The organism is Streptomyces chengmaiensis (assembly GCF_029846775.1).
Lineage (GTDB): Bacteria > Actinomycetota > Actinomycetes > Streptomycetales > Streptomycetaceae > Streptomyces > Streptomyces chengmaiensis.
Genome location: NZ_JARWBG010000008.1, coordinates 45,652 through 66,748, shown reverse-complemented (window position 1 = coordinate 66,748; position 21,097 = coordinate 45,652). Strand labels below are relative to the sequence as shown.

The 21,097-nt window shown below is 70.6% G+C and carries 22 protein-coding genes and 1 tRNA gene; 12 read left to right on the top strand and 11 right to left on the bottom strand.

The features are described 5' to 3' along the window. Positions 1–188 precede the first annotated feature (188 nt). Both QCN29_RS09680 and mscL read left to right on the top strand, forming a co-directional pair. Positions 189–722 (top strand): RcpC/CpaB family pilus assembly protein, encoded by a 534-nt coding sequence (locus QCN29_RS09680; RefSeq protein ID WP_318036702.1) that lies wholly within the window; start codon positions 189–191, stop codon positions 720–722. 129 nt (positions 723–851) lie between these two features. Beyond that, positions 852–1,346, top strand: a complete 495-nt coding sequence (mscL, locus tag QCN29_RS09675) for a large conductance mechanosensitive channel protein MscL (RefSeq protein WP_279927344.1) — start codon at positions 852–854, stop codon at positions 1,344–1,346. Positions 1,347–1,365: 19 nt separating this feature from the next. Here mscL and QCN29_RS09670 read toward each other — a convergent pair whose 3' ends face one another. Then, on the bottom strand, positions 1,366–1,587 hold the full coding sequence (locus tag QCN29_RS09670) for a hypothetical protein (RefSeq protein ID WP_279927342.1): 222 nt from the start codon (positions 1,585–1,587) through the stop codon (positions 1,366–1,368). Between the two features lie 408 nt (positions 1,588–1,995). Between QCN29_RS09670 and QCN29_RS09665 the strand changes: the two genes are divergently transcribed. Together QCN29_RS09665 and QCN29_RS09660 are read left to right on the top strand one after the other, a co-directional pair. Continuing rightward, positions 1,996–3,105, top strand: coding sequence for a P1 family peptidase (locus QCN29_RS09665; protein ID WP_398859165.1), 1,110 nt, complete (start codon positions 1,996–1,998; stop codon positions 3,103–3,105). A gap of 146 nt (positions 3,106–3,251) precedes the next feature. Then, positions 3,252–4,007 (top strand): DUF6227 family protein, encoded by a 756-nt coding sequence (locus QCN29_RS09660; RefSeq protein ID WP_279927339.1) that lies wholly within the window; start codon positions 3,252–3,254, stop codon positions 4,005–4,007. Positions 4,008–4,141: 134 nt separating this feature from the next. On the opposite strand, the gene QCN29_RS09655 is transcribed toward QCN29_RS09660, so the two are convergent. Further along, positions 4,142–5,728, bottom strand: coding sequence for an MFS transporter (locus QCN29_RS09655; protein WP_398859164.1), 1,587 nt, complete (start codon positions 5,726–5,728; stop codon positions 4,142–4,144). A 63-nt stretch (positions 5,729–5,791) separates the two neighbouring features. Here QCN29_RS09655 and QCN29_RS09650 point away from each other — a divergent pair, with 63 nt between their 5' ends. Then, on the top strand, positions 5,792–6,814 hold the full coding sequence (locus QCN29_RS09650) for a helix-turn-helix transcriptional regulator (protein ID WP_279927337.1): 1,023 nt from the start codon (positions 5,792–5,794) through the stop codon (positions 6,812–6,814). A gap of 285 nt (positions 6,815–7,099) precedes the next feature. Here the strand turns inward: QCN29_RS09650 and QCN29_RS09645 are convergent, their stop codons facing one another. After that, a complete protein-coding gene (locus tag QCN29_RS09645; RefSeq protein ID WP_279927336.1) occupies positions 7,100–8,104 on the bottom strand; it encodes a sigma-70 family RNA polymerase sigma factor in 1,005 nt (334 codons plus the stop codon). A gap of 148 nt (positions 8,105–8,252) precedes the next feature. Between QCN29_RS09645 and QCN29_RS09640 the strand changes: the two genes are divergently transcribed. Next, positions 8,253–8,819 (top strand): GNAT family N-acetyltransferase, encoded by a 567-nt coding sequence (locus QCN29_RS09640; RefSeq protein ID WP_279927335.1) that lies wholly within the window; start codon positions 8,253–8,255, stop codon positions 8,817–8,819. Positions 8,820–8,864: 45 nt separating this feature from the next. Beyond that, on the top strand, positions 8,865–9,356 hold the full coding sequence (locus tag QCN29_RS09635) for a MarR family winged helix-turn-helix transcriptional regulator (RefSeq protein ID WP_279927334.1): 492 nt from the start codon (positions 8,865–8,867) through the stop codon (positions 9,354–9,356). 178 nt (positions 9,357–9,534) lie between these two features. Here the strand turns inward: QCN29_RS09635 and QCN29_RS09630 are convergent, their stop codons facing one another. Further along, positions 9,535–11,064, bottom strand: coding sequence for an MFS transporter (locus QCN29_RS09630; RefSeq protein ID WP_279927332.1), 1,530 nt, complete (start codon positions 11,062–11,064; stop codon positions 9,535–9,537). 152 nt (positions 11,065–11,216) lie between these two features. Next, positions 11,217–11,906, bottom strand: a complete 690-nt coding sequence (locus QCN29_RS09625; protein WP_279927330.1) for a TetR/AcrR family transcriptional regulator — start codon at positions 11,904–11,906, stop codon at positions 11,217–11,219. A 255-nt stretch (positions 11,907–12,161) separates the two neighbouring features. On the opposite strand from QCN29_RS09625, the gene QCN29_RS09620 reads away from it, so the two are divergent. Next, positions 12,162–13,481 carry a M6 family metalloprotease domain-containing protein gene (locus tag QCN29_RS09620; protein WP_279927329.1) on the top strand — a complete coding sequence of 440 codons (1,320 nt, stop codon included), beginning with the start codon at positions 12,162–12,164 and terminating at the stop codon, positions 13,479–13,481. Here QCN29_RS09620 and QCN29_RS09615 read toward each other — a convergent pair. After that, positions 13,468–15,150 (bottom strand): class I adenylate-forming enzyme family protein, encoded by a 1,683-nt coding sequence (locus tag QCN29_RS09615; RefSeq protein ID WP_279927328.1) that lies wholly within the window; start codon positions 15,148–15,150, stop codon positions 13,468–13,470. The genes QCN29_RS09620 and QCN29_RS09615 overlap by 14 nt on opposite strands. Before the next feature lie 183 nt (positions 15,151–15,333). Here QCN29_RS09615 and QCN29_RS09610 point away from each other — a divergent pair. Continuing rightward, positions 15,334–15,409: transfer RNA gene (locus QCN29_RS09610), tRNA-Arg, on the top strand. 475 nt (positions 15,410–15,884) lie between these two features. Here the strand turns inward: QCN29_RS09610 and QCN29_RS09605 are convergent. The 3 genes from QCN29_RS09605 to QCN29_RS09595 are packed head-to-tail and all read right to left on the bottom strand — an operon-like array spanning position 15,885 to position 16,701. Next, entirely contained in the window at positions 15,885–16,061 is a 177-nt protein-coding gene (locus QCN29_RS09605; protein ID WP_279927326.1) for a hypothetical protein, read from the bottom strand. Next, the gene (locus QCN29_RS09600) at positions 16,058–16,402 is read right to left on the bottom strand and encodes a DUF6415 family natural product biosynthesis protein (protein WP_279927325.1); all 345 of its coding nucleotides are present in this window, start codon (positions 16,400–16,402) and stop codon (positions 16,058–16,060) included. Before QCN29_RS09600 ends, QCN29_RS09605 begins: the two co-directional genes overlap by 4 nt. Further along, entirely contained in the window at positions 16,399–16,701 is a 303-nt protein-coding gene (locus QCN29_RS09595) for a hypothetical protein (protein ID WP_279927324.1), read from the bottom strand. The genes QCN29_RS09600 and QCN29_RS09595 overlap by 4 nt, the downstream gene beginning before the upstream one ends. A gap of 214 nt (positions 16,702–16,915) precedes the next feature. On the opposite strand from QCN29_RS09595, the gene QCN29_RS09590 reads away from it, so the two are divergent. The 3 genes from QCN29_RS09590 to QCN29_RS09580 all read left to right on the top strand — a co-directional run bounded on the left by QCN29_RS09590 (position 16,916) and on the right by QCN29_RS09580 (position 19,301). Then, the gene (locus QCN29_RS09590; protein WP_240138077.1) at positions 16,916–17,767 is read left to right on the top strand and encodes a helix-turn-helix domain-containing protein; all 852 of its coding nucleotides are present in this window, start codon (positions 16,916–16,918) and stop codon (positions 17,765–17,767) included. A gap of 17 nt (positions 17,768–17,784) precedes the next feature. Next, positions 17,785–18,342, top strand: coding sequence for a class IV adenylate cyclase (gene cyaB / locus QCN29_RS09585; protein ID WP_240138078.1), 558 nt, complete (start codon positions 17,785–17,787; stop codon positions 18,340–18,342). 554 nt (positions 18,343–18,896) lie between these two features. Then, positions 18,897–19,301, top strand: coding sequence for a DUF3592 domain-containing protein (locus tag QCN29_RS09580; protein WP_279927321.1), 405 nt, complete (start codon positions 18,897–18,899; stop codon positions 19,299–19,301). Positions 19,302–19,453: 152 nt separating this feature from the next. Here QCN29_RS09580 and QCN29_RS09575 read toward each other — a convergent pair whose 3' ends face one another. Together QCN29_RS09575 and QCN29_RS09570 are read right to left on the bottom strand one after the other, a co-directional pair. Beyond that, positions 19,454–20,278: a M23 family metallopeptidase gene (locus QCN29_RS09575; protein ID WP_279927319.1), complete on the bottom strand. Its 825-nt coding sequence runs from the start codon at positions 20,276–20,278 to the stop codon at positions 19,454–19,456. Positions 20,279–20,458: 180 nt separating this feature from the next. Next, the gene (locus tag QCN29_RS09570; protein ID WP_279927317.1) at positions 20,459–21,019 is read right to left on the bottom strand and encodes a GIY-YIG nuclease family protein; all 561 of its coding nucleotides are present in this window, start codon (positions 21,017–21,019) and stop codon (positions 20,459–20,461) included. Positions 21,020–21,097: the final 78 nt, after the last annotated feature.

Below are 21,097 nucleotides of genomic sequence, written 5' to 3'. Positions count from 1 at the left end.
CTGCTTCCTCCTCCGCGGCTTCTGCTCCTGCTGTGGCTTCTGCTCCTGCTGCGGCTTCTGGGCCTCTTGCGGCTGCTGGCTCTCTGGCGGCTGCTTCCGCTGCTGCCGCTTCCTCTTCTTCCTTCCGTCCCGTTTCTCCGTGCTCGGTGGCGCACCGGCTGCCGCAGTCGGTTCCTGATCCGGTCAGGGTGCCGCCGTTCGCCCCCCTGCGGGTGCGGGGCGGGAGGCAGCGACTGCGCAGGGCGCTGCTCCGACGCCGGAGGGCGCTGGCTGCCGGGCTCGCGGTGACGGCCGCGGCGCTGGCGGCTTCGAGCGCGCACGGCCTGGAGGGGACGCGGAGCCCGGCGGGGACGGGTGCGGACGCCAAGGCGGCGGCAGCGGCGGCTCATTCGGCCCGGTCGCCGGTGCAGATGGTCTCGGCGCCGGTGCGGATCGCGGATGCGGCGACGGTCAGGCTGCTGCGGCCGGGCGATCGCGTGGATGTGATCGCCTCAGCGCTCTCACCGGCGGGGGAGGCGAGCGAGGCGCACATCGTGGCCTCGGGCGCCCGGGTGGCAGAGGTGCCGCGGCCGGAGCAGTCGTCGGCTGCCTCAGCGGCCTCGGCCGCTCTGCCCCCTTCGTCCGGCGGCGGCGCGCTCGTCGTGCTGACGGTGCCGCGCCCCGTCGCCGCCGAGCTCGCCGGCGCGGGCGCGACGTCCCGGCTGGCGGTGACGGTGTGCTGACGCCCGAGACTCGCACTGGCGCACCGTCAGGTCACCTGTTCCCGGGGCCCGACTGGACAGCGCCGCCCCGCACTGCCGTAGGTTTCGCTTTCGCCGGATGCCACCTTGAACACGAAGAAAGGCCCACGCGTGAGCGACAGCAACAAGAAGCCGAACGTCCTGGAAGGCTTCAAGGCGTTCCTGATGCGCGGCAATGTGATCGACCTCGCGGTCGCGGTCGTCATCGGCGCCGCGTTCACCAACATTGTGAACACAGTGGTGAAGGGGGTCATCAACCCGGTGGTGGGCGCCTTCGGCACCAAGGATCTGGACTCCTACAGCTCCTGCCTCAAGGGCCCCTGCGAGGTCGTGGACGGCACGGAGATCGGCATCCGGATCATGTGGGGGTCGGTGCTTGGGGCCACCCTGACCTTCCTGATCACCGCGGCGGTCGTCTACTTCCTGATGGTGCTGCCGATGTCGAAGTACCTGGCCCGCCGGGCCGAGGCGCAGAAGGCGCAAGAGGGGGCGAAGAAGGCACCGGAGGCAACCGAGCTGGAAGTGCTCAAGGAGATCCGCGACGCCCTCGTCGCACAGCGCGTCCCCGGGCAGAGCGCACCGAGCACGCAGTCTCACCCGGGCTGACTGCGCAGAGACCGATCGCTCAGAGATGGTGGGGCGGCTTCTCGTCGAGGAAGCGCGCCAGATCCGCGGCGCTGTCGCCGCTGCCCGGAGCCCGCTCGCCCCACCCACGGTCCGTATCGTCCGCGGACTGCTGGTCCAGCGGATCGTCGAAGATCAGTTTCGGCGTTGATGCGGGATCGGGACTGGACTTCTGCCGAAGCCGCTCCGCTGCTCGCGGTCCGGGGGCGGGGGCGGTGCTCATACCTCAAGGGTACGGCCCTCAAGGGTACGGCGGATCGCGCAGTTGAGCCGCCCTTCGGGGGCCTCGCAGACCGCGGAGGTCTCCGGGCCTCGCAGACTTCGGGGCTCGCAGACTTCGGGGCTCGCAGACTTCGGGGCTCGCAGACTTCGGGGCTCTTGGGGCCGCTCGCCGTGGCGAAGCGACCGGACTGGCCCTCTGCCAGCCGTCCTGGGCAGCACTGACGGCGACGCCGGACGACGTGAAGCGCCGGCTGTTCCCGGTGCTGGAGGTGACGGTGGAGCACTCCGCCGGGGAGGCAGCGGTTGCGGTCGGCGTGACGCTCACCTGTCGGGCGGGGCAGAGAGGTCGTGAAACGCTTCTGAGCTCCGCAGGTCTTCGGCCGCCGCCCGGACAACCCACGTGGTACCCATGGGCGTTATGACGGAGAAAGCCCGGCGGGATCGGGAAGCGACGGGGCTGCGTGATGCGCTGACGGATGTGGCGGGGCTGCGGGTGGGGCATGCGCGGGTGCCGGGCGAGCGGGCGCTCAGCGGCACGACCGTCGTCCTCGCGCCGGAGGGCGGTGCCGTCGCGGCCGTGGATGTGCGCGGCGGCGGGCCCGGCACCAGGGAGACCGACGCCCTGGACCCCCGCAATCTGGTGCAGCGGGTGGAGGCGGTCGTGCTGACCGGCGGCAGCGCGTTCGGCCTGGATTCCGCCGGCGGGGTGATGGCATGGCTGGAGGAGCGGGGACGCGGCGTCCGGGTGGGATCCGATCCGGCGCAGGTGGTTCCGGTGGTTCCGGCGGCCTGTGTGTTCGACCTGGGGCGCGGCGGCGACTGGCTTGCGCGGCCTGACGCGGACACAGGGCGGGCCGCGGTGCGGGCGGCGGCGGAGACGGCGGAGGGGGCCGCCGTCGAGGAAGGGTCCGTGGGTGCGGGGACGGGTGCGCTGGTGGGCCCGCTCAAGGGCGGTGTCGGCACGGCGAGCACCCGGCTGGATTCGGGGGTCACCGTCGCCGCGCTGGTCGTCGCCAATGCGGCGGGGTCGGTGGTCGACCCGGGGACGGGCGCGCTGTACGGACGGCTGGAGGACTATGTCGCGGGCCGCGTCGCGGCGCCCTCCCCAAAGACGCGTGCGGCGGCCGAGCGGACACTCGCGGAGGTCCGGGAGAAGATGGGGCCGCCCCCGCTCAACACCACGCTGGCGGTGGTGGCCACGGACGCGGAGCTCACCCGCGCCCAGGCGCAGAAGCTCGCGGGCACGGCGCACGACGGTATCGCGCGCGCCGTGCGCCCCGTGCATCTGCTGAATGACGGCGACACCGTCTTCACTCTGGCGACGGGCGGCGCGGGTCCGCTCGACACCGCGGACCCGCTGGCCCTCAACCCGGTTCTGGCAGCCGGTGCGTCCGTGGTGACCAGGGCGATCGTCCGGGCTGTCCTGGCCGCGGAGTCCGTTGAGGGGCCCGGCGGGACCTTCCCCTCGTACCGTGCGCTGTACGGATTCGAGCCGCGCTCCCCCGGCGGCTTCAACTGACCGGAAAGCCACGATTGCTGGCCGGGGGCGCACGGGAACCTCATATGCGCCCCCTTCGTTTTGCCGAACCGCAGACACGTTGTCAGACCGAGGGACTACGTTTAGCAATCACCGAGTGACATGTGGCGACGGCCTGGAGACCGACCTTGAACGATCCGCACGAGACACCCGAGAGCCATCTTGAGCGACTTCTGGGTCGGGCGCTCAACTCCTTCGAGCTGCCCGACGCGACCGTCGAGCGGCTTGAGTCGGCGCTGGCGCACGCCAGTTCGCTGCACTCGTCGCACCACAGCGCGACACTGCACCGCTCGCTGTACCGGCATGCGTATCTGCTCAGCGACGGCAGCTCGCTCACCCTCTGGGAGCTGGTGCACAACACCGGCCGGGGCGGCGAGGAGCAGCACGAGCTGTACGAGGTCGAGGCGGAGGCCAGGCTGGCCGCGTCCCGGCTGTCGCCCGCGTCCCCGGCGGGCGGGGGCCGCGGCCCGCTGGGCGGGTTCGAGGACGACTTCGACGCGGACTTCGAGCTGCTGGCGTCGCTGATGGCGACGCCGCCGGCCCCGGCGCCGCGGGTGTACGTCCCGGACGACTCGGCCGACCATGCCCGCCGGGTCCTGCGCCGCGCGGAGAACGCGGACCGGCCGGGCGAGCAGACCGCCCGGCGGCTGCGGGCGGCCTTTGCCCACCACATCACCCAGGTGTTCGGCCGCCAGTGCCGGGTGGCCGGCAAGGACGCCGGCTTCACGCTCTACGAGCACGGGTTTCTGCTGCTCGACGGCAGTGAGACAAGCCTGTGGGAGGTCGAGCACACGGCGACGCCGGACGGCCGCCATATGTGCGAGGTGTACGGGGACGAGGGCGCCGCCCGCGCGGCGATGGAGCACCGCGCGCAGGTGCGCTGACCGTCGTCCCTGTCCTTCGGCCGCATCCTCAAGCGGACGAGATCGGCCTCGTCGGGGTTCCAGGCACAGGGGTCTGGGGCGGAGCCCTGAAAACGGGGTCCGAGGCGAGCCCCGGACCCCGTCGCGCGATGGGTTCAGTGCGCCAGCGCGGGCGCCTCCTCACGCTGCCCGGCCACGGGTTCCGGCCGGGCGTCGTCCGGCGCCCCGCCCTCGATGTGCTGCTTCGGCCGTGCCGGGAGGGCGAACATCAGCAGGAAGATGACGGCGAGCACGCCGGCCACCCACCACAGGGAGTTCTGGAACGCCTCCGCGAATGCCGTGCCGACCTGCCCGGGAAGCAGCCGCTCCTCGTCGATCACCCCGAAGAAGACCACGGAGACCAGCCCGAGGCCCAGCGCGTTGCCCATCTGCATGGTGGTGTTGATCAGCCCGGACGCCGAGCCCGAGTGCTCACGCGGCACCTCCGACAGGACCGCGTCCGTCAGCGGGGCGACGATCAGGCCCATGCCCGCGCCCATGACCGTCAGCGGCAGGATCATCTGCCAGGAGTGGATGCCGGTGCCGTACCGTCCGGCCTCCCAGATGTAGAGCAGCAGACCGGTCGCCATGATGATCGCGCCTGCCTGGAGGACCTTGCGGCCGAAGCGCGGCACCAGTTTCTGCACCGAGACACCGGCGGCTGTGGAGACCGCGAGGGAGAAGGGCACCCCGGTCAGTCCCGCCCGCAGCGGCGTCCAGCCCAGGCCGATCTGCATATACAGCGTCCAGACCAGGAAGAAGATCCCGCAGGCGATGCCGAAGGTCAGCTGGACGGCGATGCCCGCGGCGAAGCTCTTCACCCGGAACAGCGACAGCTCGACGAGCGGGGAGCCGTCCCGCTTCGTCTTGTACTTCTCGTAGACGCCGAACGCTGCGAAGACGAACAGGCTGCCTGCCATGCACAGATGGCCCCACAGTGGCCAGTCCAGCTCCCGCCCGCGCGTCAGCGGGTAGACCAGCATCAGCAGCGCGAGGGTGACCAGGGCGACGCCGATCAGATCGAGCCGCAGCGCCTTGGGGGCGCGGGACTCGCTGATGAAGGTGCGGCCCAGGATGATTCCGGCGATGCCCACCGGCAGATTGATCAGGAAGATCGGCCGCCACTCGAGCTCGAAGAGATTCCACTGGGTCAGCAGCGCACCGAGCAGCGGCCCGGAGACCGCGCCGAGGCCGATGACCGCGCCGAACATGCCGAAGACCTTGCCCCGCTCATGCGCCGGGAAGGTCACATGGATGATCGCCAGCACCTGCGGCACCATCATGGCCGCGGTGGCGCCCTGCAGCAGCCGGGAGGCGACGAGCATCTCCGGGTTCGCGGCGAAGCCGCAGAGCGCGGATGCGATGGTGAAACCGGTGATGCCGAGCAGGAAGAGCCGCTTGCGACCGTAGATGTCGCCGAGGCGGCCACCGGTGATCAGCCCTGCGGCGAAGGCCAGCGCATACCCGGCGGTGATCCACTGGATGGCGCCGAAGGACGCGCCGAGGTCCCGCTCGATGCTGGGGATCGCGATATTGACGATGGTGACGTCGACCAGGTCCATGAAGGCCGCGGTCATGACGACGGCGAGAGCGATCCAGCGTCGCCGGTCCGCCGCGGAACGGGCCGCGGGGACATCCTCGGCCGCCGCGGATATGGAGTCTGCGGCCGAGCCTTGGGCTGGGGAGGGAGGCTGTGAACTCATGCCCATGAAGATAGGAGTCATATAGGTCAGATCACGGCCTACATAGCGGGCATTCTGAGGGACATGACGGACACACCGGCACGACTGCTGAATCTGCTGTCTCTCCTCCAGACTCCGCGCGAGTGGCCCGGCAGCGAGCTCGCCGAGCGGCTCGGGGTCAGCCCGCGCACCATCCGGCGGGACATCGACCGGCTACGTGACCTCGGCTATCCCGTCGAGGCGACGATGGGCGCGATCGGCGGCTATCGGCTGGTGGCCGGCGCCGCCATGCCCCCGCTGCTCCTCGACGACGAGGAGGCGGTCGCCATCGCGGTGGGCCTGCGGGCAGGCGCGGGCCATGCCATCGAGGGCATCGAGGAGGCATCCGTACGGGCGCTGGCCAAGCTGGAGCAGGTGCTCCCGTCGCGGCTGCGCCACCGGGTCGCCACGCTTCAGGCCGCGACGATCCCGCTCACCCGCGGCGACGGCGCGACGGTCGACCCGCACACCCTCACCGTGATCGCGGGCACGGTGACCGCGCGCGAGCGGCTGCGCTTTGGCTACCGGGCCGGCGACGGCGCGCAGACCAGTCGTCAGGTGGAGCCGTACCGGCTGGTGTCGACGGGAAGGCGCTGGTACCTGGTCGCCTACGACCTCGGCCGGGAGGACTGGCGGACCTTCCGGGTCGACCGGGTCTCCGAGCCGTTCGCCACCGGGGCTCGCTTCACCCCACGTGAGGCCCCCGTGGGCGACGCGGCGGAGCTGCTGAGCCACAGCATGTCCCGGACGCAGCCGGAGCACGACATCGATGTGACCTTCCGGGCCCCGGCCTCGCATGTGGCGGCCCGGCTGCCGGACCATCTGGGCAGGCCGGCGGAGGAGGCGGCGGCAGGCGACGACGACGGCGGGCAGCGCTGCCGGCTGCGCACCCGGTCGGCGGACTCCCTGGAGTGGGTGGCGCTCCGTCTCGCCCTGGTCGACTGCGAGTTCACGGTCCACGGCCCGCCGCGGCTGGCGGAGTACGTGCGCCAGCTGGGCGGCCGGCTCTCCCGCGCGGGCGGAGCCGCCCAGGCCGCGGCCGGAGACTTTCCCCATCCCCATCCCTAACCCGAAACCGGGGCAAGCCCCCGGCCCGCGTACGGCCTGACGCCCGTGTCCCCCGTCGCCGGACGGGCTCGTCTCAAGCCGCGTCGGCGTTTGAGGCCCCCGGTCTGGAGTGGTCCCCCCCGTCCGGGAAATGGGTCAAATGGGTCCCCTCACGCGCCCTCAGGCGTAGTGGGCAGGGCGGGGAAAGAGCAACCGGCCGCAGCGCAGACGTAGAAGGACCCCGGCACGGGGGGGGGGAAGGTGCCGGGGTCCGCTCAGGTGGGTCCGCGGGGACGGACCGCGTACTCACGCCGCCGCGTCGAAGCCCGTGTCGCGGGCCAGCTTCTTCAGCTCCAGCAGGGCGTGCTTCTCGATCTGGCGGATCCTCTCACGCGTCAGACCGTGCTCCTTTCCGACCTCGGTCAGCGTCCGCTCGCGGCCGTCCTCGATGCCGTACCGCATACGGATGATGGAGGCCGTCCGGTGGTCGAGCCTGCCGATCAGATCCTCCAGCCCCTCGCTGCGCAGCAGCGAGAGCACGGACTGCTCCGGGGAGATCGCCGAGGTGTCCTCCAGCAGATCGCCGAACTGCGTCTCACCCGCGTCGTCCACCGACATGTTGAGGCTGACGGGGTCGCGGGCCCAGTCCAGCACATCGGTGATCCGCTCGGGGGTGGAACTCAGCTCGCCCGCTATCTCCGCGGCCTCCGGCTCACGTCCGTGCTCCCGGTTGAACTCGCGCTGGACACGGCGGATTCGGCCCAGCTCCTCCACCAGGTGGACGGGGAGCCGGATGGTGCGGGACTGGTCGGCGATGGAGCGGGTGATCGCCTGGCGGATCCACCAGGTGGCATAGGTGGAGAACTTGAAGCCCTTGGTGTAGTCGAACTTCTCCACCGCGCGGACCAGGCCGGCGTTGCCCTCCTGGATCAGGTCGAGCAGCGGCAGCCCGCTGCGCGGATAGCGGCGGGCGACCGCCACCACCAGACGGAGGTTGGACCGGATGAAGACGTCCTTGGCACGCTCGCCCTCGGCAACCAGCGCTTCCAGCTCTTCGCGCGTCGCGCCGCCGGCGTCGGACTCGGCCTCTCCGTCGAGGATCTGCCGGGCGTACACCCCGGCTTCGATGATCTGGGACAGCTCGACCTCTTTGGCGGCGTCGAGCAACGGCGTACGCGCGATCTCGTCGAGGTACATGCCGACCAGGTCGCGGTCGGCGATCTCCCCGCCCACTGCGCGAACGCTGCCCGCCCGGTCGGGCCCGGCCTCGGCGGACTCGGACTGACGGCGGGCGACGGCACGGGTTGCCATGCGTGCTCCCTTTGCTCTGTAGGTCGCGACACCCTTCGGGTGCCCTGCATCCGATGGAAACAACGACTGGAATCCGGACAGAATTCCCATGCGGTGCATTGATTTTCGCGATCATGCAGTACCCTGTGCCGCCACCAGGGGAGGACACATGGCGCAGGACCGCGCGGAAGTGCAGGTCAGGGCGGGCGCGGAGACCGATCTCGAAGCCCTCGTCGACCTCTACAACCACTACGTGAGCATGACGGCCGTCACGTTCGACACAGCCCCCCTCACTCCCGAGCAGCGCCGCCCATGGCTGCACTCCCACCCTGAAGACGGTCCGCACCGCCTTCTGGTTGCTCAGGATGTCCGGTCTGGGCGGATTCTCGGCTATACGACAAGCAGCCCGCTGAGCCCCAAGCCCGCCTATGCCACGTCTGTGGAGGTCTCCGTCTACTGCGCGCACGACGCGGGAGGCAGGGGCGTCGGCACCCGCCTGTACGAGGCGCTGTTCCGGGTACTGGAGGGCGAGGACGTCCATCGCGCCTACGCCGGGATCACACAGCCGAACGAGGCGTCGGCCCGGCTGCACGCCCGCTTCGGCTTCAAGGAGGTCGGGCGCTACGGCGAGGTGGGGCGGAAGTTCGGCACGTACTGGGACGTCGTCTGGTACGAGAAGGAGCTCCGGCCCCGCGACCCCGGCCGGCCCGCCCCGGCATCCGGCCGGGGGCTTTGACTCCGCATTGTTAAAGCTTCAAGAACAGCCTCGTACAGTGGGGACATGAACACCGCACCCCGCTGGCTGAGCGATGAAGAGCAGCGCGTCTGGCGCGCGTACCTCCATGCCACCACGCTTCTCGAGGACCATCTCGACCGCCAGCTCCAGCGTGACGCGGGCATGCCGCACATCTACTACGGGCTGCTGGTCCAGCTCTCCGAGGCGCCGCGCCGCAGGCGTCGGATGACCGAGCTGGCCATCGAGGCCAAGATCACCCGGTCGCGGCTCTCGCATGCGATCGCCCGGCTGGAGAAGAACGGCTGGGTACGCCGTGAGGACTGCCCCTCCGACAAGCGCGGTCAGTACGCCCTGCTGACGGACGAGGGCATGGAGGTCCTCAAGCGCGCCGCTGCCGGGCATGTGGACGCGGTGCGACAGGCGATGTTCGACCGGCTCACGCCCGAACAGAGGGCCCAGCTCGGCGAGATCATGCGGGTGCTGGCGGAGGGGCTTCAGCCGCAGGACCCGACGGCCGATCTGCCCTGGCTGCGCTGAGGGACGCGAGGAGGGAAGGACGGAGGACGCGGCGGGCCCCGCCCGGTCGAAACCGGGCGGGGCCCGCCGCTTTCCAGTACTCGGCTTTAAAGTGCTCGGCGCCTTTCGGCACCCTGCCGCTTTCCGCGTGCGGCGCTCTGCCGTTCTCCGGCGCTCTGCCGCTTTCCGTGTGCGGCGCTCAGTGCGCGGCGACCGGGACCAGGACCTCGTCCTGCTCGACGCCGTCCGTCGTCGCCGTGCCGTCCCCGCCCTGGCGCCCCGTGTTGATCAGCGCGAAGGCGACGCCCGCGGAGACTGCCAGAATGCCCACGGCCCACCAGATGGCGGTCGAGAAGCCGTGCACCATGCCCTGGAGCTCCAGCAGCCGCGCGTCCGTCGCACCCGCGGCGTGCGAGGCGATGTACGAGGTCGTGGCCGAGGCCGCGATCGTGTTCAGCAGCGCCGTGCCGATCGCCCCGCCCACCTGCTGCGAGGTGTTCACCATGGCGGAGGCCACGCCGGCGTCCGACGGGTTCACCCCGTGCGTGGCCAGCGACATCGCCGGCATGAAGGCCGTACCCATGCCCAGGCCGAGGAGCAGCTGCGCGGGCAGGATCAGCCCGGCATACGAGGAGCCGATCTCCAGCTGGGTCAGCATCAGCATGCCGAGGGACGCGACCAGGAAGCCGGGCCCCATCAGCAGCCGCGGCGGGACGCGGGTCATCAGCCGGGCGCCGATCTGCGTGGAGCCCACGATCATGCCTGCGATCATCGGCAGGAAGGCGAAGCCGGTCGCCACCGGGGAGTAGCCCTTCACGACCTGCAGGTAGAAGGTCAGGAAGAGGAAGAGCCCGAACATCGCGATGATGGCGAGGCCCAGCGACAGATAGACGCCGCCGCGGTTGCGCTCGGCCAGCACGCGCAGCGGAAGAAGCGGCGACTTGACCACGGCCTCGGTGGCGACGAAGCCTGCGAGCAGCACAGCGGAGGCGATGAACATCGCGATGGTCAGGCCGTCCGTCCAGCCTGCGGACTCGGCGCGGGTGAAGCCGTACACCAGGGCCACCAGGCCGAGGGTGGACAGCACGACGCCGGGAATGTCGAGGGAGGAGCGGTTGCGCGCGTCGGCGGGCTCACGGATGACGAAGTACGCGCCGATGGCGGCGACCACCGCGAACGGGATGTTGACGAAGAAGGTCCAACGCCAGTTCAGATACTCGGTGAGGAAGCCGCCGAGGATCAGGCCGACGGCGCCGCCGCCGCCCGCGATCGCACCGTAGATGCCGAAGGCCTTGGCGCGCTCCTTGGCGTCGGTGAACATCACCGCGAGCAGGGAGAGCGCTGCGGGCGCGAGCAGCGCACCGAAGACGCCCTGGAGGGCGCGGGCCCCGAGCATCATCGCCTCGCCGGTGGCCGCGCCGCCGAGCGCCGAGGCGGCCGCGAAGCCGAGCAGGCCCACGACGAAGGTGCGCTTGCGGCCCCACAGGTCGGCGACCCGGCCGCCGAAGAGCAGCAGTCCGCCGAAGGCGAGGGCGTAGGCGGTGATGACCCACTGGCGGTTGGCGTCGGAGATGCCCAGGTCCTGCTGGGCGGTGGGGAGCGCGATGTTCACGATCGTCGCGTCGAGCACCACCATCAGCTGGGCGAGCGCGATGAAGACCAGCGCCTTCCAGCGGCTGGGATCCGGGAGGGATATGTCGGGGCGGGATATGTCGGGCGCTTTCGGCATGGGTCTGGCCACCTAGGGATTGGGAAAGGGCACAAAAAGGGTGCTGACGCTGTGACAGATGAGGAGGTCGAGGCACTAGGGGTCCTGAGTTACACGATGGTCCCCTGACGCCGTGAAGGAAAGCGAATAAAAGGGTCGGCGGGGTCAACGGTTCACGAGGTGCTCCGCAGGTCGCCCAACGTCGCGGGTACGCCGGGAAGTTCGGAGCGGGCGGGCGCTTCGAGGCCGTCCACGAAGAGCTGGAGATGGCGGTGGACGAAGCGGTCCATGTTCGGGCAGACGGTGCCCGGCAGGGGCCTGGCGAGCTGGGACAGCGCCACCATCAGATCGCCGACGGCGACGTCGCCGCGCATCCGGCCCGCGGACTGGGCGCGTTCGACGAGGCTCTGCACGGCCCCTTCGAGCCGCTCCCGCCCGTCGTCTAGATCGGGGTGGGCGGTGTCGAAGGCCCCGGAGAGCATCGGGCACAGCGCACCGATGCGCTCTTCGGCCGCCGTGTGCACAAAGCGCCGTACGGCGGCGAAGGGGTCGGCCTCCTCCGCCATCGCCGCTTCCGCCTGCCGGGAGACGCGGTCCAGCACGGCGACCACGACATCGCGGATGAGGACGGCTCGGTCGGGAAAGTGCCGGTAGAGCGTGGCGTTGCCGACGCCGGCACGGCGGGCGATCTCGTCGAGCGGCACATCGGGGCCGTGCTCGACGAACATCTCGCGTGCGGCGGCGACGATCCGCTCCCGGTTGCGCAGAGCGTCGGCCCGTGGTCTCGGGGCGCGACGGGCGCACTCCCGGTCGCCGGACGCGCCTCCGGCGGACCCGGCCGCAGCGGACTTCACGGCTCCCATGCGCTCTCCCACGCCCCTCGCTGTCTTGGCGAACCGGGGATCAGCTCCCCGTTTCTTGCGGACATGAGTGCAAACGGGGAAACGGTCCCCGGTTATTTCCTCCGATTGATGTGACCTGAGTCACTCGCCCGGGGGAGCCCGGCGCGAACCCCACGATCGGCCCACCCGGCGCGCGTCCCACCGTCCCCCCGCCGAGGCTGAGCTCACGGAGGGCAGCCAGGGCCGGCCGGCTGCCGCGGACCCGAAGGCGGGCGCATGCAGCACAGACGCCACCGGATACGCAGATCCCACAGCCGCCCCGCAGACCGCCGTCGCACCGGGCGACTCCGCGTACTCGCCGGCCTCGCCGCCCTCGCCCTGACCGCTCTCACCACCGCGAGCGCCACCCTGCCCGCCCCTACCCGGGGCCTCTCCGCCGGTCCGATCGCCAACCGGGACGCCGCAGGTCTCGGACCGTGCCGCCTGCCCTCCGCGATCGGCGTGCAGATGTCGGAGGGGCTCCCCACGCCGCCCGGCTACTCCCGCTCCACGGGAGAGGTCCGCGCCCTCAACCTGATGATCGACTTCCCGGACGCGGTCGGCGAGGGCAGCGCGCTCGACCGGCTCGCCGAGTTCTTCCCGCAGACCTCCGACTGGTTCTCCACCAGCTCGTACGGGCGGCTCAGCTATCGGCCGCACGCGCCGGTCGCCGACTGGCTGCGGATGCCCGCGCCGTTCGCGTCGTACGGGATAGAGCGCGGCTCCCCGTACGAGCCGGGGTACCGCAGGCTGGTCGAGGACATCGTGGCCACAGCCGACCGCAGCGTGGACTTCAGCGCATACGACCTGGTCAACATACTGGTGACCCCGAACGCCGGGCCCTCGGCGCTGGACACCGTGCTGTCCGTGACCTTCTCCGGCAACCATGAGGCCCCGACCGCCGACGGGGTGCCGCTCGCCAACACGTCCTTCGTCTACAGCCGCCAGGACGACGGCTCGGGGTCGTACGCGGAAACCGGATACCGGGTCCTGCCCCATGAGAACGGCCATGTCTTCGGCCTGCCGGACCTCTACACCGAGGAGGGCGGGGGCTCGGTCGGCCACTGGGACATCATGTCCGAGGACTGGGGGGCCAACAACGATCTGCTGGGCTGGCACAAGTGGAAGCTGGGCTGGCTGGACGGCGACCAGATCAGCTGCGCGGCGGTACCCGGCACCACCGAGCACACGCTGACGCCGCTGGCCCTCGCGGGCGGGCCGAAGCTGGCGGTCGTGCCGCTGGACGACACCTCGGGGTACGCCGTGGAGGTGCGCACCCGAGCGGGCAACGACGAGGCGGTGTGCGAGCCGGGAGTGCTGGTCTACCGCATACGGTCCGATGTGGACACCGGGCAGGGACCGGTCAAGGTGTCCGACAGCCGGCGTGAAAGCGGAGGCTGCACCCGCCGGCCCAATGTGCACGCGGAGCTGTCCGACGCCCCGTACCGGCCGGGCGACTTCTTCCTGGACGAGGAGCACGGGGTGCGGATCTCGGTGATGGAGGAGCTGGAAGGGGACCGGGCCGGAGCCTACCGGGTGCGCATCACCCGCTCCTGACCTCCGGGGGCCCTTCGGTGAACAGCCCGCGCAGCTCCCTCTTGAGGATCTTTCCCGTCGGGTTCCGCGGCAGTTCCGCCCGCTGCGTCCGCACATGGGCGGGCACCTTGAAGACGGCGAGGCTGCGGGCGACATACGCCCGCAGGTCGTCGGCGGTGACCGCGGCGGCCTCCGGGCGCAGCCGCACGACAGCGGCGACCTCCTCGCCGAGGACCGGGTGCGGCACGCCGAGCACGGCGGCGTCGAGGACGGCGGGGTGGTCGTGGAGGGCGGACTCCACCTCGGCGCAGTACACGTTCTCGCCGCCCCGCACCACCATGTCCTTGATCCGGTCGACGACGGTGACCCGGCCTTCCCGCAGCACGGCCAGATCCCCGGTCCTGAACCAGCCGTCCGGCGTGAACGCCCGGGCCGTAGCCTCCTCGTCCCGCCAGTAGCCGCGCACCAGCGACTGGCCGCGCAGCTGGAGCTCGCCGGCCTCGCCGTCGGGCAGCTCCCCGCCGTCCCGGCCGACGACGCGCGCCTCGACGGCGGGGGCGGGGCGTCCGGCTCCGGCCGGGTCGGCGCGGTAGGCGTCGCCGAAGTTCGCCAGGACACCTCCGCCGGTCTCGGTCAGACCGTAGCCGTTGCGGGCTTCGACACGCCGGCCGAGGCGCGCGGTCAGCCGCCCCACCAGCCCGGCGGGCGGCGCGGCCCCGCCGGTGCCGAGGTTGGTCAGCGTGTCCAGCCCGTGCCCGGCCCGGTCGGCGGCGTCCAGAAGCTGGAGCGCGGTCGTGGGGACGCCCGCGTAGTGGGTCACCCGGTGCCGGCCGATGAGCGCGAGCGCCTGCTCGGCGTCCCACCTGCGCATCAGGACGAGGCTGCCGCCGGCCGCCATCGTCGAGTACAGCGTGGTGAAGGCGGCCGCGTGGAAGAACGGGAACGTCATCAGCACCACCGGCGCGGGCCCCTGCCCGGGAACCGCCCCGCGGGCCAGCGCGGACACGGCGGCGAAGTACCGCGGATGGACGGCCGCCCCGGCCTGGGCGAGCTGAGTGGCGACGGCCCCCTTGGGCCGCCCGGTGGTCCCGGAGGTGTACATGATCGTGGCGTCGTCCTCGGGCCGCACCTCGACGCCGGGCGGGGCGACGGGCAGATCCGGGCGCGGCTCCGCATACGGCTCCACGCCCTCGCCCCCGTACCCCTCCCCGGAGCCTTCCGGGTGGAACACGACGACCGGCACCCCGCGCTTCCGGCTCCAGGCGGCGATCCGCGGGTACCGCTCCCCGTCGACGAGCAGCACGCCCGGCCCGCAGTCGTCCAGGGCGTACGCCATCTCGCCCTCGGTCCACCACGCGTTGAGCGGCACGGCGACGAGGCCAGCCAACTGCGCGGCCCAGAACGCGATCTGCCACTCGGGGTGGTTGCGCATCGCGACGACGGCCCGCTCACCGGGCCGCAGCCCATGCACCTCGACGAGACGCCGCGCGAGGGCGGAGGCCGCCGTGAAGAACTCCCGGTAGCCGTAGCTCCGCTCGGCCCCGACCAGAAACGGCCGCTCCCCGAAGGCCCACACCCCCTCGACGAACTCCCGCAGCGTCCGCGGCCCCGCGGCGTACTCCAGCACGCCGCTCTCCCCGCGCACCACGGCGAAGGGCGCCCCGTCCGCCACCAGTCTCTCCTCGCCCACGGCCGCCTACTCCCTCCGCCCGGCCCGCCCCGCCCCGGCGCTGAGCGCCCGCTCACATCCGGGCGACGCTATGCGGGCCCCACCCCTCCGTCAAGCGCCGCCTGAAGCGGATAAGCCGACAGCCTCCGTCACCCCACCCGCTACACTGTCCGCGGCGGATCAGCCCGTGGGCCGTGCCGCCTCGCCTCCGTAGCTCAGGGGATAGAGCACGGCTCTCCTAAAGCCGGTGTCGCAGGTTCGAATCCTGCCGGGGGCACCACCGCGACCAGGTGCCGGATCGACAAAGACCCAGGTCAGCCCATTGGCTGCCTGGGTCTTTCGTCGCTCCGGACAGTCCGCCCACACTGCCCCTACGTTCTGACTACACCTCAACTACGGAGCCCCGTCTCCTAAAATCCCCTAAACGATCACCCTGTTTGCGCTGGTCAGCGCACACAAGAAGAGCCGCCCCTGACTGATTGGGGAGGGGCGGCTCAGCGCCGGGGCCCCGAGGGGGCCACTCCTGGTGCCCCCGGCGCGCCCTGCGGGCTCACCTCGGCATGAGGCGAGCGTCCATATAGTTGAAACTTGCAGCGACCTACTTGGCGTGATCCATATGCGGAGGAATACATTCCGGTAACCGGCAGGGAACCGACATCCGAGCCCCGACCGGCCTGCGCGGGGGCTACGGCCCGGCCGGGCCCGTGGTGCCTGCCCGCCGCCGCTTCGCCGTAGTCGCGGCAGCGGGCAGGGGCTCATCGCCCGCGGGGGCGAAGCATGCCCGGGTCCCGGCGGGGCTGACACTCGGGGTCGCCCTTCTTGTGCCGGTAGCTGTTGGGGCGGGCGCCGGAGGCGGAGAACGGGATGATGGTCTCGGCCTCGCCGCGGATGGGCCGGCTGCACCAGTCGCAGAAACGGGTCCCCTCGCTCACCGTGCCGCCTCCAGTGCGGCCAGGGAGTCCGCGAGCGCGATGACGGCGCGGGCGAGGCTTTGCGCGTAGGCAATGGCCTTGGTGGGGTGGCCGTTCGGGGGCTCCTCGGCGAGGCGTCGCCGTGCCCGTGCGACGGCCGCCATTGCGTGCGCCAGGGTGTCGTCGTTGCGTGGGTGCTTGGGGATCCGGTCGGTGACGGCGGGGATGAGCTGCATGAGGTAGCCGCGGAACCGCAGCGTCAGTTCGTCGAGCTGATCGCTGGTCGGCGGGTCGGCGGTGGGGAGCAGCAGCAGTTCGGCGTCTGCTCGCATCAGCTCCGGGCGGATCGTTGTGTGGTTCACCAGCAGTGCTCCGACGTGTCCGGCGATCCGCTGACAGCAGCCGCCAGGGCGTCCCGGAGGGCCTCGGCCGCCGTCAGGCAACGCATCCGAGTCGGCGGGATGCGCCACTGAGGTCCTGCGGTGCACTGGGGGCCAGGAACAGCCACATGGGCCGTCTCACTCAGCATCTGGACTTGCGCTTGAGGGGTGAACTCCTCCTCCCACTCCAGCGTGCTGCCAGGCGGTACAAGCCAGTAGAAGGTGTTGCCTCCTGGGTCCTCGATCACCGCGCCGCTGCGGTCGCCGAGATGTTCGAGCACACTCTGGCCGATCCCTCGTGGCACACGGACGGCATCCCACCATCTCCCTGCGGGCAGCAGCACAACTGTCCGACCTGCAGGGATCCATGTTCGGCTTGGACTTTGGTTGGTCATGGCTGCAGCATTTCCTTACGGAACGTATCGGCTCGATACCATGCCTGTAATCTCACCGTGGGATAGCTTCGCATCCCACCGTGGAACCAGGGGGCCGACGATGGCGACGCAAAGCTCATCCGTCCAACTCCCGGACTGGGCCTGGGAGCGCATCGAAGTCCGGCAGGCACTACGTGCCCGGGACATTGGCGCCGTGTTCCGCTACGTCCAGCAGTACGCAGGCAGCAGTCAGGCGAAGATCGCCGCAGCGGTGGACATGACGCAGGCCCGCGTCAACGAGATCATCAACGGGCGACGCGAGGTCTCAAGGCTTGATGTCTACGAACGAATCGCAGACGGACTGGACATGCCAGACGACGCCCGCCACCTGCTGGGATTGGCCTCCAGCCGCGACAGACGCAGCGGAGGCGCGGCCTTCGACCTCGCTGCGTTCCCGGAAGTGGTGCGGGTCTACTCGTCCCAGGGGTCCGCGCGTGAGGAGATCCAGCAACAGGCCAGATCCGCTCTTGAGCTGGACGTGCTGGCAGTGCGGGGTCTCGGGCTCATCGGCTTGAACGACTCGCTGCTGCGCGCCTGCCTCGCCCGCGACGGAGGGGGCCGCCCGCTTCGAGTGCGGGTGCTGCTGCTCGACCCTGCATCACCCCTGCTCAGTCAACGTGCAGCGGAGATCGGAGAGTCCGCCGAGTCGTTGGCTGGCGGCGTGAAGCTCGCCGAGGCGCGCCTGCGTGAGCTGTCCGGCGCATGCGACATCGAGGTGTACCGATACGCCATGCTGCCGACCTGGCGCATCATCCGTACCGACTCCACCATGTTCGTGGGTGCCTTCGACGCGGGTTGGGAGGGGCATGAGTCGGCCACGTACAAGGTGATGGAAACCTCACACGGGCCGCTGTACCGAGGCTTCCGGCGCATGTTCGAGGCTGTCCTCGAGGGTGCTGAACGGACTGTATGAGGCAAGGAGAACTCTGGGTGATCGAGGCGGAGCTGAAGGCGCGAGTCCACACTCCGGAACGGGTTCTGCGCCAGCTTGAAGAGTGGGCGGCTGGGAGAGCCGAGGTCTATTCCGACACCTACTACGACTTCCCTGACGGCGCGCTCTCGGCACGAGACCAGGAGCTGCGGGTGCGGACCGTGCATGGCGCGGACAGCACTTGTACCGTGCTGACCTTCAAGGACGCCAAGGTCGACCAGGCGTCGGGGTCGAAACCTGAAGAGGAAACGCCCGTTGGTGACGCTGCAGCGATCCACGCGATCGTTCGCGGGCTCGGATACGTGCCGGTCATCTCGTTTGAGAAGCGCTGCCGCAACTATGATTTCCAGGCGCGCGGCCGAGCGATGCTCGCCACGCTGGTGCGCGTACCAGAAGTCGACGGGACCTTCCTGGAACTGGAGACGCTCGCCGATGAGAAGGAGCTGGCGGCTGCTCTGGCCGATGTCCGTTCGGTCCTGGCCGACTTGGGTATCGGTGAAGCTGATCTCACGACGGAGCTCTACACGGATGCTGTGCGTGCCCGCCGCGCCACCTGATGGCGCATCGCGAAAGGGCCCCTGCGCCCGGCCGTAGCCGGTGCTTAGGTTCTAGCGGTCCTCGCAACACTCACGACGTTGGGAGTTGCGGGGACCGTGGGCGGTAAGAGGATCGATCCTGCGCTGAAGAAGCGCTTCCTTGAGCGGGCTGGACGCCGTGCGGAGCGTGTCCGCCGTGGCGCGCGAGCTGGGGCTGAACCGGAACACCGCGTTCGCCCTGACCTACAAGGCCGGGATGAGGTTCGGGCACCAGGGACACCCACGGCGGGAGGAGTACCAGCAGCTCCGGGGGCGGAGGCCGGTCGTGCGGGGGCGCTCCGGGGGGCCGGGTCCACCGCGGAGCACGTCCAGCCGCGCCAGGCCGGACGACCTGCCGAGGTCGTTCACGCCCCTTCGCGACGGGCAAGGCCGTGTGGGCCCACGCGATCGGGGGAATCCGCACACGGTCGGTCTGCGCCCGGGAGGAGAAGCCGATGAGTCCCACACGTCCGAGACCCACCCGGGCGCGACCGGCGACGCGCGCCGTCGGACGTGCCGGGGGATGGCTGCTCGCCGTGGGCCTGGCAGCCCTGTTCGCTGCAGCGGGCATCTATCTCGGCGTCGTCGGCGCAGAAAAGACGAAAGAAGCTGTGCGACTTTCCCAGCATGGCAGGACTGTCGCCGGAACGGTCGTCGATCGGCATACGGAATTCACCCCCGGACCGCAAGGGGGCACCTCGCATGAGATGACGGTCACCTACACCGCGGGCGACGGGAGTCGGTACAGAATCACCGCAGCCGGCAGTGACCCGATCGGGAGCTCCATCCCTGTGACATACGACCCGGCCGCACCGGAGCATGCGACTCTGTCGCTGCCATGGAAGTGGTTCGGTGCTGCCGCCCGCATCGCCGTGGCCCTTGCCAACCTGGTCGCGCCGGTGCTCATCGTCGTGAACGCGAAGGAGATGTTGGACTCCTAAACTGGCGCCGCATCCCGTCAACAGCACTTCCGCCGGCGCGACCATGCATCGATGTCGGTGGCACCGGATACCGTCCGGCCATGGCAGACGCGCACACGACCCTGTGGACTAACGACCTGTGCAAGGCCCTCGCTTGCGCGTAGGGTCGCCGGTCAGAATGCCGACTGCACGCCCCGGATGATCTTCCGGCCCGCGTGCCAGGACGAGACCGCGTAGCGCAGCCGCACGCCGTGGCTGCCGGAGGCCCGCAGCAGTTCGGCTGCCTGGAGCTGGTCGGGCGTGGGGTGCTCCATGGGCAGGAAGTAGTTGTTGTCGTCGTGGTCCAGGCGTACCCGCAGATACGGCACTGACAGATTCTTGTGCTGGAGCAGGCGCAGCTCCCGGATATGGACCTCGTCCGTCTCCACCGCACCGGTGTCGGTGAACGCCCAGGGCTCCAGCGAGGGTCCGGGGTTGAGGGGGACGGAGGTCGTGTCGGCGGCCGGGTTGCCGGTGGGGTTGGTGACGTGGCGCAGCTCGAAGTGCAGGTGCGGGCCGGAGGGGTGGGAGCCGACGAAGCCGATCAACTGGCCTTCGCGGACGGTGGTGCCCACCGGCAGGCCGACGCTGAGGTGGTAGTACACGCTGAGGTGGCCGAGGGCGGTGGCAGGGGGAGGAGCTGTAGGCGGAGGAGTGACGGAAGGGTGATGGTCGAGGATCACCCAGGCCGGGCCCCGGCTGTCGGTGGGACTGGAGCCGGAGACAACGATCGTGCCGTCGGTGACGGCGAAAACGGGGTCGCCCTGGCTGGCGTTCAGGTCGACGCCTTCGTGGGCGCGGCGAGGACTGTAGGTGGTCGAGATCCCCGCGACAGTGCCGGTGCGCGAGCCGTCGGTGCGCGGGGCGCCGAAGCGGCCGGTTGGCAGGCGGCGGATCAGGAAGCGCTGGAGCGGCGGAGCGAGCAGCAGCGGGTCGTGGACTGTGGCGTTGACCGTCAAGGCGGCCCCCTCTGCGGCGGGACGTCGGCGGCGTCCGTATAGAGGAGTTCTTTCCCGGCGGGGAAGAGGCCACACGCAGCGGGCCGCGGATACGTCCGTACGGCCGGGCGGAACCAACGCGACTACGCGACCACGGCGAACACGCCGGCTCCGCAGCCGCTTCCAGGAAGGCTGCGGAGCTCAAGCCCCTGCCTGCTCAGACGGCCGAGGCCCGGCGCTTTCGTAGTACGCGGAACGCGCCTGCTTCACCCGATCGCGCACAGGGCTCTGCTCCGCGCCGTCGACGTTGAGAGGCGGGCGCAGCGCTGAGATCAGCACCGCCTCCACTATGAGGGGATCCGGATACTCGACCCAGGTGAGCGTGAGATGCCTGTGCATCCACTCTGTGAGGCGCTGCTCGTCCTCCGGCAGGAGGATCACGCGGTCACTCCACATCGTCCGGTACCCCTCCGTCGGCATGAGCAGCCCAGCCAGCGTCCGGCGCAGAGTAGAGCTTCCCGACCGCTTCAGGTGGTTCGAGACGATCCGGCTGCGAAGCCGGGTCGCCTTGCCGAGGTAGAGCAGACGCCGCTCCGGCTCCGCGGAGTTCAACAGACCTGGAAAGTCGCTCAGCACACCCGGCGGCGCCCACCAGGCGTACAGACCCGCGGTCGTCGGCAGGGCGGATGTCGCTGCGGCCAAGGGACTCGGGGCGACAAGCAGAGCGTCAGTGAGCCGCTGAACTTCGATGGCGTCAGGCATGAGCGCAGCATAGGGACCGGAGGCAGCGCCGCCCGACGTCGCAGCCGCACAGAGGTGATCTCGGGCCTCTCCCGAGGC

What these genes read in the sequence shown, in the direction of transcription:
- QCN29_RS09670 (WP_279927342.1), bottom strand. Translation starts at nt 1,587, where the DNA reads ATGAGCACCGCCCCCGCCCCCGGACCGCGAGCAGCGGAGCGGCTTCGG.
- QCN29_RS09665 (WP_398859165.1), top strand. Translation starts at nt 1,996, where the DNA reads ATGGGCGTTATGACGGAGAAAGCCCGGCGGGATCGGGAAGCGACGGGG.
- QCN29_RS09655 (WP_398859164.1), bottom strand. Translation starts at nt 5,728, where the DNA reads ATGAGTTCACAGCCTCCCTCCCCAGCCCAAGGCTCGGCCGCAGACTCC.
- QCN29_RS09650 (WP_279927337.1), top strand. Translation starts at nt 5,792, where the DNA reads ATGACGGACACACCGGCACGACTGCTGAATCTGCTGTCTCTCCTCCAG.
- QCN29_RS09645 (WP_279927336.1), bottom strand. Translation starts at nt 8,104, where the DNA reads ATGGCAACCCGTGCCGTCGCCCGCCGTCAGTCCGAGTCCGCCGAGGCC.
- QCN29_RS09640 (WP_279927335.1), top strand. Translation starts at nt 8,253, where the DNA reads ATGGCGCAGGACCGCGCGGAAGTGCAGGTCAGGGCGGGCGCGGAGACC.
- QCN29_RS09635 (WP_279927334.1), top strand. Translation starts at nt 8,865, where the DNA reads ATGAACACCGCACCCCGCTGGCTGAGCGATGAAGAGCAGCGCGTCTGG.
- QCN29_RS09630 (WP_279927332.1), bottom strand. Translation starts at nt 11,064, where the DNA reads ATGCCGAAAGCGCCCGACATATCCCGCCCCGACATATCCCTCCCGGAT.
- QCN29_RS09625 (WP_279927330.1), bottom strand. Translation starts at nt 11,906, where the DNA reads ATGGGAGCCGTGAAGTCCGCTGCGGCCGGGTCCGCCGGAGGCGCGTCC.
- QCN29_RS09620 (WP_279927329.1), top strand. Translation starts at nt 12,162, where the DNA reads ATGCAGCACAGACGCCACCGGATACGCAGATCCCACAGCCGCCCCGCA.
- QCN29_RS09590 (WP_240138077.1), top strand. Translation starts at nt 16,916, where the DNA reads ATGGCGACGCAAAGCTCATCCGTCCAACTCCCGGACTGGGCCTGGGAG.
- QCN29_RS09570 (WP_279927317.1), bottom strand. Translation starts at nt 21,019, where the DNA reads ATGCCTGACGCCATCGAAGTTCAGCGGCTCACTGACGCTCTGCTTGTC.